Source organism: Rhizobium sp. H4, assembly GCF_003013335.1.
Taxonomy (GTDB): Bacteria; Pseudomonadota; Alphaproteobacteria; order Rhizobiales; family Rhizobiaceae; genus Rhizobium; species Rhizobium sophoriradicis.
The window spans coordinates 163,281-176,170 of record NZ_PSOW01000002.1 but is presented as its reverse complement, the minus strand read 5'-3'; the positions used below and the strand labels follow the sequence as shown (position 1 = coordinate 176,170).

Below are 12,890 nucleotides of genomic sequence, written 5' to 3'. Positions count from 1 at the left end.
ATCATTGCGAGACGGAGAGCGCCCGTGCCCCAGACAATCCTCACCTTGGCCACCCGCGGCCAGGGCCTTTACGAATTCACCGACCAGGCGGAAGCCTTCGTCGGCGCCTCCGGGCGGGAGGAGGGGCTTCTCACCGTCTTCGTGCGCCACACCTCCTGCTCGCTGCTGATCCAGGAAAATGCCGATCCGGATGTGCGCAGCGACCTTCTTTCCTTCTTCCGCCGCCTCGTGCCGCCGGCCTCCGATCCGTCGATGGGCTGGGTCGTACACAGGGCCGAAGGGCCGGACGATATGCCGGCCCATATCAAGGCGGCGCTGACGCAGGTGTCGATCGGCATTCCCGTCGCGCGCGGCCGGCTGATGCTCGGCACCTGGCAGGGCATCTACCTCTTCGAACATCGCGACCGCCCGCACCGGCGCGAGATCGTGCTGCATCTCGGCTCCTGAGGGAGATCGGCGCCGGACGCAAATGGTCGCTCGACTCCCATCGGGCGAAAACCGCTCATCTTCTTGTGAATGCAAACTGAATGGCCGGTTCGAACGCCATTCAGCTTGCAGCGTTTACTGTCGAGACAATCCCCTCAGGGAGAGGTTGAAAAAACAAAGACCAATCGACGGAGACAGCTGATGACGCATTTCCTCACCAAGGCTTGCCTTGCCGCAGTGCTTGCCCTTTCATCCATTCCGGCGACGATCTCCACGGCCGCTGCCGCCGGGCCGCAGACGAACTTCATCGTCGAGGCGCAATATCATCGCCCGATCCGCGGCTGCTCGCCGATGCATGCAGTACGCAAGGCGCGGGACTTCGGCTTGCGCAGAGCCCATATCACCCGCATGTCGCCGCGCGTCGTCGTCGTTGCCGGGCGTGACCGCCGCGGCTGGGACAGGATGGTCTTCGCCAATGTCCGCGGCTGCCCGCTGATCCGCCGCTGACGAACCGGTCCGAACGGGCTGCAGCGTCCTTTGTGTTTCAAAAAGACACGCGGCGCGTTGCGAACCCGGCCGGCAAGCGCTGATACGAGGCTTGCCGGCCATTTTGCCTTGACGGCGACACTTTCAGCCGTCTCTTCTCTGATCTGTATAAGTGATTCCCGGAGATGCCTCAGGCGTGATGGGGGACGGCGGCTTGGCCGCACCGACTTTAAAACGAAAGGTTTTTCGATGATGCAGTTTCTGGCAAAGGCGGGTCTTGCCGCCATGCTGATAACAGGCACCCTTGCCAGCACCGCGGCCCCGGCCGCTGCGCAGTTCAGTATCATTATCGGCGATCCGGAGCGTGAGCCGCCGCGCGATTACCGCCGTCCGCCTCCGGGCTTCGATCGCCGGCCGCGCGGCTGTGATCCCAGGCTCGCCGAAGATCTCGCCCGCGATTACGGCCTCCGCCGCGCCCGCGTCGTCGACATCACCCCGCGCCGCGTCATCGTCCAGGGCTGGACCCGCCGCGGCCCCGACGAAATGAGCTTCGGCAACGTCCGCGGCTGCCCGGCGCTGCGCCGCCGCTGATATCCGCTGGAATACCCGCCTCGTCTCCCCGATGCGGCGGCTACTGCATAATTCCTTAGATCGGAATGGATCCAAGGATAAAGTTATGCAGCAATTGAAAGTGTTGCAGCGTCCTTTGCACGTCTGAAAGACGTGCGGCGCTGCAAGTACCGCCTTTGCCAGTCTCCCCGATCGGCAAGGGCGGTTTTCTTTTTGTGGAATGCCTTTGCGCGCGGTAGACCCCTCCCCAGGGGAGGGGCTAACTTGCTGCACCGCTTCGCATAATTTCCATTGGAGCAATTCGTGGAACGCTAACAGCCAGAAAGACGTCTCTTTTTGAGGGCCGCCGCGGGCCGCAGCTAGCCCCTCCCCCTTGTGGGGAGGGGTTGGGGAGGGGTCGTTCACAGGCCACAAGCCCGAACACGTCGAAAGACCAACTGGCCGACCTCATCAGCAGTCTGAATGCCGCACGCCGGAAGACGCGCGGCGCCTTCATTTCAATGCTCGATCGCAAAGGTCACTGTGACGCTGACATGGTAGGTGGTCTCGCCGCCCTGGACGGGAACGGCCGCGTCGGCTTCCTTCATCATCGTGGCGCGATAGGCCGGCTGCGGCAGCGGGCGCGGCTCATTCTCGTTGATCTCGATGACACGGCCGAGCTTGACGCCGGCCGCTTCGCTCAGCGTCTTCGCCTTCTTGACCGCTTCGGCGACGGCGTTCTTGCGCGCCTCTTCGAGCGCTGCTTCCGGCTTGTCGTTGGTGAACTGGATGTCGCCGCCCTGGTTGATGCCGAGGGTGACGGACTGGTCGATCACCTGGCCGAGCTTGGCGAGGTCACGCAGTCTGACGGTGACCGCATTGATGGTCTGGTAGCCGATCAGTTGCGGCTGCTGCTGCTGGCCGTCGACCGGCTGCGGATAATTATATTGCGGCTGGATGGAAAAGCCGGAGGTCTGCAGATCGCGCTCGGCGATGCCGCCGCTCTTCAGCGAGTCGAGCACGTCTTTCATCGCCTTGTTGTTCTCGTCGAGCGCTTCGCGGGCGGTTTTCGCCTGCTTGACGACGGAAAGAGTAACGATGGCCATGTCGGGCGCCATGGGCGATTCGCCATCCCCCGTCACCGAAATCACCGCCTCGCGCGGCTTTGCCTCCTGCGCCGATACAGGCGCTGCCGCCGCCAGCGGCAGGGCCAGAAGGGCAGTCATCAGAACAGTCTTGGACAGGTTCGGCGCCATGTTTCATTCCCTAGTTGTCGTTTCCCGGATGAACTTTCTGTCGGTTGATTGTGAAGCTATTGCGGCGGAACGGAAGGGTGCGCGTGTGGTGAGAGAAAAATATGTGGGTGCGGAGTGGAGCTCGAATTGGGCGCGACAGTGAGCAACGGAGAAGGTGTGCCGCCAGCCCCCTCTGCCCTGCCGGGCATCTCCCCCACAGGTGGGGAGATTACAAGTGGCCAAACCTTCGCGTCCGTCTAGCGTTTCGCCATGCTGTGACGCCGATTGTTGGGGAACCTGGTGCGCCCAGCCAATCTCCCCACCTGTGGGGGAGATGCCCGGCAGGGCAGAGGGGGCAGCCACGGCACAGCCTCTCCATTCCTGCGGGTTCGTCAAAGGCGCACCAGCTTCCCAATTCCCCCAAACCTGATAGCAAATACGGCGGGTTAAGAAACAGGGGCTTCCGGACACGCTGTGCCCGGCAAGGGGGACAATATGCGCTTCATAACAATTCTATCAATCGGCCTCGTCATCGGCCCGGCGGGCTGCACTCAGGTGGCCGAAAAGGCGGAGAACGCCGCCAACCGCTCCTACACCAGCTATGCGCTCGGCAAACCCTATACTGACATCGCCAATCTCGGCCAGTCCCCGATGGCGCATCTTTCCGGCTCTGCCGCCACCTACGGCCCGATGATCGGCGCGACGCCACTGAAAAACGGCATGACGGTCTACCGGCATATGGCGCCTGCCGCCAAAACCTAGACCGGCACGAATTTCGCCGGCCTGGTCGGCAGCTCGACCGTGTCGCAAAACAACCGGCTGTCCTATTACCTGGTGGGAGCCGACGGCCTCGTCAAGGATTGGGCGACGGGCTCGGTGCAGGGCAGCGCCAGCGACTGCGTGCAATATATCGGCGGCATCATCAACCGCTGCAGCGACATGCGCCAGCTTCAGGCTTCGCTCGCGCTCTACGATATGCGCGTGGCGACCAAGGGCGGTCAACCGATATCGAGCTGGGGCGAGCCGGCAGCGCCCGCGGTGAACTGAGCATGCGCATCCGTGGTTCCGCGGGTCGAGCCCTGAGACCCATGGAGGGCAGGGGAGTCTGCGCTGCAAGGATCGCAACTGCGTGCTGGTCTTAGGAATTGCCGCCCTTTTACGCGGTTCTCGTCCAAAGCAGCTCGCGCATTTTGCTGGAATTCCTCCTGATGTCCCGCTTCCTGCCAATCGCGTCTCCCACCCTTCGTCATACTCGGGCTTGAGCCACTGCTGTCCGGATCACGCGAATGATTGCCCCTCACCCTAACCCTCTCCCCGTAAACGGGGCGAGGGGACGTGCCCTGCGTGAGGTGGGAGAGGGACCGAGAGCTTGCCGCATATTCCCTTCGCCCCGCAAGCGGGGAGAAGGTGCCGGCAGGCGGATGAGGGGCAGCCCTATGCTTGGGGGCATGGGTCCTCGGGTCAAGCCCGAGGACGACGGAGGGTGGGGAGCTTGTGTGGCTAGGACCGCAACTGCGTGGTGAACGCATTCTTTCCTGCGGTTCGCTATCCCTGGCGGGAAAGCCTTACATCATCCGGAACCGGATTGCCGTCACCGCTGAAGGATGCAGCGCTGAATTAAGCGCCGAAATCATCCATGAAAGAGGGATGGATGGCAGGCTTGCGTTCTTCGCGGGCTTCGCGAAAACGCTGGGGAACAGCACCGAGACCGGTCACGAAACGGGACAGGAGATTGCGGTTGAAAAGTTTCTGTATGGCACTCATGGCATTTCACTCATTCTTCTTTTTGTTAGCCGGCAGCATATATTTTGCCCAAGCTGCCGTCGCAATGGGCAATTTTGCATGACAGTTATGTGACAGTGGATGATCACATTGGCGTTAGAAGCGCCCGTCGGGGCCACTCTGCCACCATAAATCCTCGGCGGCTGCCGCCGTGGCGTGGTAGACTGGGCGCTTGGGCTAAACCCAAGCCCTCCGGAGGAGAAGCTCAGATGAACCGCTTTTTCGCACTTGTCGCGACCGGAACGCTGATCAGCCTTGCCACGATCACTTCGGCCTGCACTTCGTCCCCTGACCTCGATCAGACGTCGTCGATCAACGGCGGTTACTATCAGGAAAGTCGCCCGCTTAATCCGGCTTGCACGGACGGTTTCAGGCCGAGCGATGGGCGGTCCTGCAGTTATTAGGATGGCTTTGCCTGCCACGGCCTTGGCGGACCACGCATTCAACATGGGAATCGGAACGGCGACCCGTCGCATGGCCGTACCGTTTCAGGTGATTGGTAACGACGAGTGCAATTTTAGGTAAATGTATCAGCCAGAGTTAATCGCCTCATGCGATGCGTAGTGGATCCTGGAGGATTTGATGATCGCTACCCGTTTTTGTGCTGTCGCTACCGCCTTTACCTTCGCCGTAACCGGCGCTTTTGCCCAAACCGCACTCCCACGAAATGGGGCGATACCCGAGGGATATATCACGGTTCAGTCGAGCATCGCGCTGTCGCTGCCCTTTGATCAGAGCGCTCCGGTGGACGAGCAGGTCCAAAAAGCCCAGAAGGCGCTATACGATATTGCGTCGAGGAACTGCTCAGTCGTCGTGGAGACAATCGCGGAGGATTGCAAAATCACCGGGATCACCAACAACGTCGACATGCAACGCGGTAACAACCGCGACGGTTTCATTTCTGTCCGTGGCCAGATCAGCATGGCGATCAAGCTCAAACCTTCGATGCAAGGTTCGAAATAGGTGGTCGCGAGCGCTGAGTTGGCGCGGTCGCCCGATTTGGTCTGCCTGAGTCCTATCGCCCACGGTCATTTCGGCCTGCACACCGTCCGGCAGCGCCGGTCAGAGAGGTCGTGCGGCGGCTTAGCTAAGCGCCGTATTGGGCCACTCCCGCCGCGCAAGTGAAACTTCTGGGAGTGACAACCAATTCATCTGCACCGCCGTGGCCATCCTTGAGTGCCGAAAGGAAGTGGAAATTGTCTAACTGCAACTCCATTAATCCTGACCACAAGAGGCGGTTGAAAAGCAACCGCCAGAAGTTTTATTCTCCAGTTAGCTGGGGATATTTAGATGGCAACCTTGTTTCGCGTTTTTTGGAGCGCTTTCTTTTTCGCTGTTCTGGCTTCAACATCCCGTGCGGAAAGTCCTACATCATCGGGAACTGGGTTTGTTGTAACCGCTGATGGATGGCTCCTGACGAACGCGCACGTCGTCCAGGCTTGCAAGCGCGTCGAGGTGAAAGGCAGGGGCGACGCCACCGATCTCCGCATCGATGCGACGAACGATCTGGCTTTGGTCAAGATCAACTCTGCGGAGCCGTTAAAGCCGCTGGTCTTCCGGCACGCGTCAACGCGTCTCGGCGAGGACATCCTGGCCATAGGCTTCCCGCTGGCGACGTTGCTGTCGGATTCGGTCAAGGTCACCACAGGCAACGTCAATGCGCTTGCGGGACTTCGAAACGACACCCGGTATATCCAGATTTCGACACCAATCCAGCCCGGAAATTCGGGCGGCCCGGTTGTTGACCGCGATGGTTTTCTTGTTGGCATTACCAGCGCGACGCTGGCGAAAGGCATCGCGGACGAGATCGGCATCACAGCGCAGAACGTGAACTTCGCAATCCGCGCTTCCGTTGCCGAGCTTTTCCTGCAGTCTCAGAGCATCGCGGGGCAATCCGGCGACAGGGCGGGAGACCAGCAGACTGTCTCGACAGCTGACCTGGCGGACAAAATCACACCCTCGGTGTTCCAAATTCTCTGCTACGGCGAGGAGCAGGAACAGATGTCGACCCAGGCGCCGGGCACCACTACTAATCTGCCTGCACAGCCCGCCGCTTCACTTATTGATGCTCGCGGCTACGACGCGATCGGCTTCGACTACCGAGCTGTTAAGGATGTCACTTATTCCGGGTGCCGCGAGATTTGCGAAGGCGACAGCCAGTGTAAGGCGATTACCTACAACACGAAGCACAGCGTTTGCTTCCTGAAGGACAATGTTGTCGCTTTGATACGGAATTCGGACGCGGTTGCCGCCTATGCATCGTCAAAAGCAGCCGATGTGATCGTGTCTGATTTTGCGAGCTATTCGGGCATCGATCTTCCCGGTGGTGACTACAAGCGCTTAAGAGGCAGCAACTACTTGCAGTGTTTCACCGCCTGTATCGGCGACAACGCTTGCAAGGCGTTTTCCTATGTTCCCAAAAAGTCAGAGTGCTGGCTCAAGGACACGATCGGTCGGCCTAAGGCGACCAAAGGCGTGGAGTTAGGGATTAAGTGAGAGTGAAGGCCTTCCCCGAGCAAACTCGCTCGCCAGGCGATGATGAAACTGCCGCCAAATTGACTACAGGCCGAGGCGAATCACTATTCAAGTCCCTTTAAACAAGAAAATGGTGGGCCCGGAGGACCTGCACTTGTAAACGTTGGGGAATTTTTAGTATCCCCTCACCGTTTGTTCCTGGGGGAACGTATAGCGTCTTAATTGCTAAATTCAGCGACGATCCGCACTCGTCAATACGATCAGCGATGAACTAGTACGCTTTGAACGACGCTGAGGAATGCTCCGATTACGAATTTACAGGGCAAAGCAATGGTCGAAAAAGTCGCCATCCCGAAGCTGCAGGACCTATATGTCGGCCAACTTGCTATGAGAGGCGATTGGGTAGTGGCCTGTGTTCGCTCCCAGATGGCTTGGCCGATTGTAATGACGGAAGTGTGGTTCCGGGAGCGCACAATCTTCCTCGTACCTTGGGCTGATGCTGGAGGATCAGCCGGGATAATGTATCCCGCTGGCCGCTGTCTGTTTACAGCCTGGTGAAGATCGGGACGCGGGGCAACTGCTGATAAGCCATTTTCTCAGCTCGCTGGCCTGGGCACATGGGCAGTCTATCGAGATCGAACAGTGGAGCGGAGGAAATTTGCCGCGATCTATGGGCGGGTTCAACGGGCCATATGTTGTCGCCCGTGACTTTCTTCACCCTTACGTGCCAGATCCTGCAGACGCTAAGGCCCGTCTGGCGCTTGGCCTCTATCGGGAGGGGCTAGGCCTGAATAACCCTGCCTACGCGTGCTTGAGCTTCTTCAAGATTCTCAACATCTTTAAGGATAAAGGTCCAGATCAAATTGCTTGGATCGACGATACGATTCCTAAGATCAAGGATAATCGGCGAGCGCGAAATCGCATTTCGTCCCTCCAGAACTTAAACGAGACGCCAGGCAAGTATCTTTACGGGTCCAACCGCTGCGCCGTGGCCCACGCCTTCGGCACCACTGCAAACCCTGAGGATCCGGCTGATATGCGGCGGATGCGACAAGATTTGCCTGTCGCTCAGGCATTGGCGGAATACGCCATCGAACACCATTTCGGCGTGAAGAGCAGCCAAACGATTTGGGAAGAGCACCTTTACGAACTTAAGGGTTTTCACGAATTATTCGGCGAAGACATGGTGGCGACTATAAAGGCAGGAGCCTCGCCGAACCGGGATCTTTGGTCGCCACTTCCCAGGCTTACAGTGGCGTTGGCTCGCAGCGAAGGGTTCGCGGCCTTAACCAACCTTCGTTCTGAGATAGTAGCGATTGCGGATGGCTGTGCGGATGTCATGTGCACTTCTGATGACAACCTGACGGGAATTAAGCTCAGGCTGAATTTCGCGGAGGAGCGATTACAGATAGATGTGAAAGATGGGCTGAGGGTGGCCGACGACGGATCGGAGGGGGCGTTCAGAAGCTGCGCGAGCGTCATGCGATTTGTTCGAGACTATCTCCTCAACGGTGTCCTGGAAGTGTGGGACTGGGATCAGCGAAAATTGCTCGGGAGGTGCGATGCCTTCATTCCCTTGAATATCGATCTTCAGGCTACCAAAGAAGCTTATGATGCAATCGTCAGCAATTACGAAAATCTAGCTGAGGGACAATCGAAATCAGATGAGATTGGTGGAGACTAGGTCCCCGCCCCCATCGACAGGTGACGGGCGCCTAAGCCACCCTCAAGCATGCTTCAAGAGATGTAAAAAATTCCGGAATCTGGTGTCAAAACTCCGGTTTGTCGCGTCCGGCTACACCGGCTTTTGTAGCCCATATTGTAGCCCCGCACAGAGCCCAGGGGGCTAAAAATCAGCTAAGTCTTTGAAAAATGGTGGGCCCGGAGGGCCTGCGTCCATTCAATAAAATCAAGTGCTTCACCGGAGCTGAGACATTTCCAGTTACCAAGGAAAAACAATGTCTCCCATTTGACAGTGTCTCACTAAATTCCTCTCGCGATATGACGCAGCGACACGTCATCGACGATGCCAGCCGGTGGATCGCCGCTCAAGCATCGGTCGTGAAGCGGATGTCAATTCCTCTCGTGTGTATCCGCTTTGATCTAACCGCCCTCGAAGCAATCGAGGCGCTGAAACGATCTCATGCCTTGAATTGTGGGAGGTGAGCGCCCGTGGCGATGTCTTCCGCAAACAACTTTCTTTTCGCCTATAAGGCGTTCGCTGTCGCACCGGATCTGTCCGCCAATGATCGACGCGTGGCTGGGGCGATTGTTGATCACTTCAACAAAAAAACGGGGCAGTGCGATCCGAGCATTGAGCGCCTGTCAGCATTGCTTGGGGTCGACGAAAAGAGTGTCCGCCGGGCGACGACGAGGCTGTGCGAGCGCGGCCTGTTTAAGAAGGCAAGCCATGGCGGGAAGTCGCACCGCGCAAGCTACCTTCCGTGCTGGGTGAAATTTCAAGAGATCGTGGACGACTGGGAGCTACGCATGCGGTCGCGAACACGGCGCGATGTCGACCGCGATAGCCGGGCAGAAATGTCCAGTTCAACAGGGCAAGAAGGTCCGGTTGAACCGGACAAAAATGCCCGACAAACCCATAGAGCTAACCCTTTGAATGAACCCTTTTTAGCAACGGACGGCGCTCGTGGAAACGTTTCGAATGCATGGCCGCAAAGGGCGGATGAGCAGAGCACAGTCAGTCGGCCGAAGCGCGGTGATGGGCATCGGAATGGATCGGGCTGGCATATCGATCGCTTGAAACCATGTCGGCCGCTACAGCGCCACCAGATATCGCACAGCCAGGCAGCGGACGCCGCAGCAGAACGGCGCTGGTATGCAGACCTGCATGCGCTTGGCCCGGAGCTAGAAGCCGATGCAATTGAACGGCTGACCCAGGAAGCTATCAATGCGGTGACGGCTGCCGAGCGGCATCAGCGAGGCGCTGGCATTCGCGTCATCCATGAGGCGCTTTGGATGCGGTCGGGCGCCAGACTATCTTGAATTGTATCGCTGCCTCGGGGTGGCGCGGGTCCTTCCGGAGCGTCGGCTGAAAGCGGGGAGGGCGGCAGCGCAAGCCGGGCGACTATTTTCGCGCCGCAGGTACTGCATGTTCTCATAATGGTGCCCCTTGTTGTTCTTTGGAGCAAAACCATGAAAGAGCTGACAGAAGCTGAAATTGAACACCTGATCGAACGTTTCCCGCTACCTGACGACCGGGCTGATGCCATCCTCGGACTGGGCGACACGGCCCTCGCTTTGGGCGTTTCCCTGCCGACCATGCAGCGATATCTCAAGATCGGTCTGCCGGCGATCAAGCGAGGCGGCATGGGCCGGCTGTGGCGGATTAGGCTCGCGGTCGCGTGGGCCTGGCGGCAGGCGCTGATGGCCGAGCGCGTCGAAAACAAGGCCAAGGTTCAACAGGCAAGATCGGTCCTGACATGGCAACGCCGATAGACGACTTCATCAACCTCGCGGAGCACCTCGACCGGCTACCGGAGCGCTGGGCGCGCAACATCGCTGCCCGCCTAAACCGGTTCCTTTCGGGCGAAACAGATGATGTCGCCGCAGCGCTCGATCTCAAAGTGGCACGCGGAAAGCGCCGCTGGCGCGGGGCATCGGTGTTTGCCGCGCGCGACAGCGCCATTCGGGAAGCCGCCGAGACGTTCTTTCCCGGCATGAAGCCGACGCAGCAGGCCGACGCGCTGGCGGTAGCGCTGCGACGCTATGCGACCTCGGCCTGGTGCATCGATCGGCAGAAGCAAGAGTGTCCCTACAAAGCCGGCGACCTGCGTGCGGCTCTCTGGCTCATCCTCACCCGCGTCGATTATGCGGTTGCGGCCCGGCGGATCAGAAAAATTTTGGCCACGAGATAGGGCTTTTCGTGGCCACGCTTTCGGACAATCCTGGACGAAACCTAATTGAGGCAGGCATGTCAAAACTGATCGTAGACGGCGAGCTGATGCTTTACGGGCCGGTTGGCTTCACCGATTTCTGGGATGAAAGCGGCTTCACCAGCTCACAGGTGGTCGAGGCTTTGGCCGAACTTTCCGGCGACATCGTCGTGCGTCTCAACTCCGGTGGTGGCATCGCCATGGAGGGCTCGGCGATCCACAACGCTCTGAAGCGCCACGACGGCCGGGTGATCGTGAAGATTGACGCGATCGCCGCCTCGGCGGCTTCGTTGATCGCCATGGCCGGCGACGAAATCGAAATGTCTCTCGGCACGCTGTTGATGATCCATGAGCCGTCCGGAATGACCCTCGGCCCGGCCGATGATCACCGGCGCACCGCCGGCGTTCTCGACACGATGACGGGCGTGTTTGCGCAGGTCTATGCCGAGCGCACGGGCCTCTCCGAAAAGGAAATCCGGCAGATGATGAAGGATGAAACCTGGATGGCGCCGCAGGAGGCGCTGGCCAATGGCTTCGCCACCTCGGTTTCCGAACAGGCACCGACCGCGCCGACGGCCGATGCGGCGTTTGACTATAGCAGCTACGCGAAAGCGCCGGATCGCCTGAAGAGGCTGGCAGGAGAGCGGAAGGCTATGGGTCTTCCCATGGTGGCGGTTGCGTCCGCTCCGCACAAACGAAAGGAAGTAACCATGACCGAACCGAACGTGGATGCGGTCGACGACCAGGCGGCCGCCAAGATGCAGGACGTCAACAGCCGCATCTACCAGCTCTGCACCTCTGCGAAGATGACGCTAGTGGAGGCAAACGAAATCGTGCTCGACGCGAAAGGTGATTTCGGCAAGGCGCAGAAGATGATTATCAACGCGCTCGCCAACAAAGAGCCGGGCGGCGGTCGGGTTTCACCATGTCATTTTGACGACAGCTACGGCTCGATGATGGTCGCCCGCGATATCGAGGATGCGCTTTATGCCCGGATTGCCGGCAAGCCTGCTCAGGGCCGCGCCTCGCAATGGGAGGGCCGCAGCCTGCTCGACATGGGGGCGGCTCTGCTGGAGGCGCGCGGCGAGCGGGTCATTTCGCGAAATCGCGATCGGCTTGCGACGCAGATCATGAGCAGCGGGTCGACACACAGCACGTCGGACTTTCCTTTTGTCACGGGCAATGCGGCGAACCGCTTCATGCTCGATGCCTATCGCGCCGCCGAGACGCCGCTAAAGCAATTGGCGCGGGTCCGCAACGCCGCCAATTTCAAGGCCATGACCATCGGCCGCATGTCGGAAATGCCGAGGCTCGAAGAGGTGCTTGAAGGCGCCGAAATCACCTACGGCTCGCGTTCGGAGGCGAAAGAAACCTACCGCGTCAAGACATATGCGAAAATGTTCGGCATCTCGCGGGAAGCCCTGATCAATGATGATCTAGACGCCTTCTCCGATACGCTACGAGCGTTCGGCCAAGCCGCCGCGCAAACGGAGGCGGATTTGATTGCCGACCTTCTGCTCGACAACAACGGCCTCGGGCCGCTGCTCGATGACGGCGTCACGCTCTTCGCAAATGCACGTGGAAACAAAGCGGTTACGCCATCCGCCCTGACGATCAGCAGCGTCAGCGCTGGCCGCAAGGCGCTGCGCGATCAGAAGGGGCTCGACAACGAGACGCCGCTTTCGCTGAAGCCGCAGTTCCTGATCGTCGGCTCTGATAACGAAACGACGGGCGAGCAAATTATCGCCGCGATCACGCCCTCGGCCACCGAAGAGGTGAACCCCTTCTCCGGGAAACTCACGCTGCTGGTCGAGCCTCGCCTTGAGGATGCCGCCTGGCGGCTCTTCGCGACTCCCGACCAGGCGCCGATCCTTGAGATTGCCTACCTTAACGGCGTTCAGCAGCCGAAACTAGAAACGCGCGAAGGCTGGAACACGCTCGGAACCGAATTCCGGGCGATCTTGGATTTCGGCTGCGGCATTACCGGCTGGCGTGGCGCCTATCTCAATGAGGGCGAATAAAACGCCCGGATCAATCGAGAGGA

15 protein-coding genes are annotated in these 12,890 nt (G+C 59.5%); 14 read left to right on the top strand and 1 reads right to left on the bottom strand.

Annotated elements, in window-relative coordinates:
• Nucleotides 1-24: 24 nt before the first annotated feature.
• The 3 genes from C4N04_RS03600 (at nucleotide 25) to C4N04_RS03590 (ending at nucleotide 1,503) form a co-directional block, all read left to right on the top strand.
• Entirely contained in the window at nucleotides 25-447 is a 423-nt protein-coding gene (locus tag C4N04_RS03600; RefSeq protein WP_097604754.1) for a secondary thiamine-phosphate synthase enzyme YjbQ, read from the top strand.
• 180 nt (nucleotides 448-627) lie between these two features.
• Complete coding sequence (locus C4N04_RS03595; RefSeq protein WP_106795446.1) at nucleotides 628-933, top strand: hypothetical protein; 306 nt, start codon at nucleotides 628-630, stop codon at nucleotides 931-933.
• Between the two features lie 228 nt (nucleotides 934-1,161).
• Nucleotides 1,162-1,503 (top strand): hypothetical protein, encoded by a 342-nt coding sequence (locus C4N04_RS03590; RefSeq protein ID WP_039621117.1) that lies wholly within the window; start codon nucleotides 1,162-1,164, stop codon nucleotides 1,501-1,503.
• A gap of 476 nt (nucleotides 1,504-1,979) precedes the next feature.
• Here C4N04_RS03590 and C4N04_RS03585 read toward each other — a convergent pair whose 3' ends face one another.
• The gene (locus tag C4N04_RS03585) at nucleotides 1,980-2,717 is read right to left on the bottom strand and encodes an SIMPL domain-containing protein (protein ID WP_106795445.1); all 738 of its coding nucleotides are present in this window, start codon (nucleotides 2,715-2,717) and stop codon (nucleotides 1,980-1,982) included.
• A 474-nt stretch (nucleotides 2,718-3,191) separates the two neighbouring features.
• Between C4N04_RS03585 and C4N04_RS32060 the strand changes: the two genes are divergently transcribed.
• From C4N04_RS32060 to C4N04_RS03530, 11 genes are all read left to right on the top strand, one after another.
• Complete coding sequence (locus C4N04_RS32060) at nucleotides 3,192-3,458, top strand: hypothetical protein (protein WP_245425526.1); 267 nt, start codon at nucleotides 3,192-3,194, stop codon at nucleotides 3,456-3,458.
• A 39-nt stretch (nucleotides 3,459-3,497) separates the two neighbouring features.
• Nucleotides 3,498-3,743, top strand: a complete 246-nt coding sequence (locus C4N04_RS32055; RefSeq protein WP_245425524.1) for a hypothetical protein — start codon at nucleotides 3,498-3,500, stop codon at nucleotides 3,741-3,743.
• 447 nt (nucleotides 3,744-4,190) lie between these two features.
• The gene (locus C4N04_RS31750; RefSeq protein WP_199852445.1) at nucleotides 4,191-4,553 is read left to right on the top strand and encodes a hypothetical protein; all 363 of its coding nucleotides are present in this window, start codon (nucleotides 4,191-4,193) and stop codon (nucleotides 4,551-4,553) included.
• A 134-nt stretch (nucleotides 4,554-4,687) separates the two neighbouring features.
• Nucleotides 4,688-4,882, top strand: coding sequence for a hypothetical protein (locus tag C4N04_RS03570; protein WP_096763347.1), 195 nt, complete (start codon nucleotides 4,688-4,690; stop codon nucleotides 4,880-4,882).
• Nucleotides 4,883-5,060: 178 nt separating this feature from the next.
• Nucleotides 5,061-5,441, top strand: coding sequence for a hypothetical protein (locus C4N04_RS03565; RefSeq protein WP_106795444.1), 381 nt, complete (start codon nucleotides 5,061-5,063; stop codon nucleotides 5,439-5,441).
• Nucleotides 5,442-5,768: 327 nt separating this feature from the next.
• On the top strand, nucleotides 5,769-6,974 hold the full coding sequence (locus C4N04_RS03560; protein ID WP_106795443.1) for a trypsin-like peptidase domain-containing protein: 1,206 nt from the start codon (nucleotides 5,769-5,771) through the stop codon (nucleotides 6,972-6,974).
• A gap of 649 nt (nucleotides 6,975-7,623) precedes the next feature.
• Nucleotides 7,624-8,637 carry a methylamine utilization protein MauJ gene (gene mauJ / locus C4N04_RS03550; RefSeq protein WP_106795441.1) on the top strand — a complete coding sequence of 338 codons (1,014 nt, stop codon included), beginning with the start codon at nucleotides 7,624-7,626 and terminating at the stop codon, nucleotides 8,635-8,637.
• Nucleotides 8,638-9,131: 494 nt separating this feature from the next.
• Nucleotides 9,132-9,956 carry a helix-turn-helix domain-containing protein gene (locus C4N04_RS03545; RefSeq protein ID WP_106795440.1) on the top strand — a complete coding sequence of 275 codons (825 nt, stop codon included), beginning with the start codon at nucleotides 9,132-9,134 and terminating at the stop codon, nucleotides 9,954-9,956.
• A gap of 150 nt (nucleotides 9,957-10,106) precedes the next feature.
• Nucleotides 10,107-10,409: a hypothetical protein gene (locus tag C4N04_RS03540; protein WP_106795439.1), complete on the top strand. Its 303-nt coding sequence runs from the start codon at nucleotides 10,107-10,109 to the stop codon at nucleotides 10,407-10,409.
• Nucleotides 10,394-10,828: a hypothetical protein gene (locus tag C4N04_RS03535; RefSeq protein ID WP_106795438.1), complete on the top strand. Its 435-nt coding sequence runs from the start codon at nucleotides 10,394-10,396 to the stop codon at nucleotides 10,826-10,828. The genes C4N04_RS03540 and C4N04_RS03535 overlap by 16 nt, the downstream gene beginning before the upstream one ends.
• A gap of 56 nt (nucleotides 10,829-10,884) precedes the next feature.
• Nucleotides 10,885-12,867 (top strand): head maturation protease, ClpP-related, encoded by a 1,983-nt coding sequence (locus C4N04_RS03530; RefSeq protein WP_106795437.1) that lies wholly within the window; start codon nucleotides 10,885-10,887, stop codon nucleotides 12,865-12,867.
• The last annotated feature ends 23 nt before the right edge of the window (nucleotides 12,868-12,890 follow it).

Bases quoted from the DNA above. Each gene is read 5' to 3' on its own strand.
- mauJ (WP_106795441.1), top strand. From the start codon at position 7,624: ATGGGCGGGTTCAACGGGCCATATGTTGTCGCCCGTGACTTTCTTCAC.
- C4N04_RS03530 (WP_106795437.1), top strand. From the start codon at position 10,885: ATGTCAAAACTGATCGTAGACGGCGAGCTGATGCTTTACGGGCCGGTT.
- C4N04_RS03570 (WP_096763347.1), top strand. From the start codon at position 4,688: ATGAACCGCTTTTTCGCACTTGTCGCGACCGGAACGCTGATCAGCCTT.
- C4N04_RS03540 (WP_106795439.1), top strand. From the start codon at position 10,107: ATGAAAGAGCTGACAGAAGCTGAAATTGAACACCTGATCGAACGTTTC.
- C4N04_RS03590 (WP_039621117.1), top strand. From the start codon at position 1,162: ATGATGCAGTTTCTGGCAAAGGCGGGTCTTGCCGCCATGCTGATAACA.
- C4N04_RS03535 (WP_106795438.1), top strand. From the start codon at position 10,394: ATGGCAACGCCGATAGACGACTTCATCAACCTCGCGGAGCACCTCGAC.
- C4N04_RS03585 (WP_106795445.1), bottom strand. From the start codon at position 2,717: ATGGCGCCGAACCTGTCCAAGACTGTTCTGATGACTGCCCTTCTGGCC.
- C4N04_RS03560 (WP_106795443.1), top strand. From the start codon at position 5,769: ATGGCAACCTTGTTTCGCGTTTTTTGGAGCGCTTTCTTTTTCGCTGTT.
- C4N04_RS32060 (WP_245425526.1), top strand. From the start codon at position 3,192: ATGCGCTTCATAACAATTCTATCAATCGGCCTCGTCATCGGCCCGGCG.
- C4N04_RS03595 (WP_106795446.1), top strand. From the start codon at position 628: ATGACGCATTTCCTCACCAAGGCTTGCCTTGCCGCAGTGCTTGCCCTT.
- C4N04_RS03565 (WP_106795444.1), top strand. From the start codon at position 5,061: ATGATCGCTACCCGTTTTTGTGCTGTCGCTACCGCCTTTACCTTCGCC.
- C4N04_RS03545 (WP_106795440.1), top strand. From the start codon at position 9,132: ATGTCTTCCGCAAACAACTTTCTTTTCGCCTATAAGGCGTTCGCTGTC.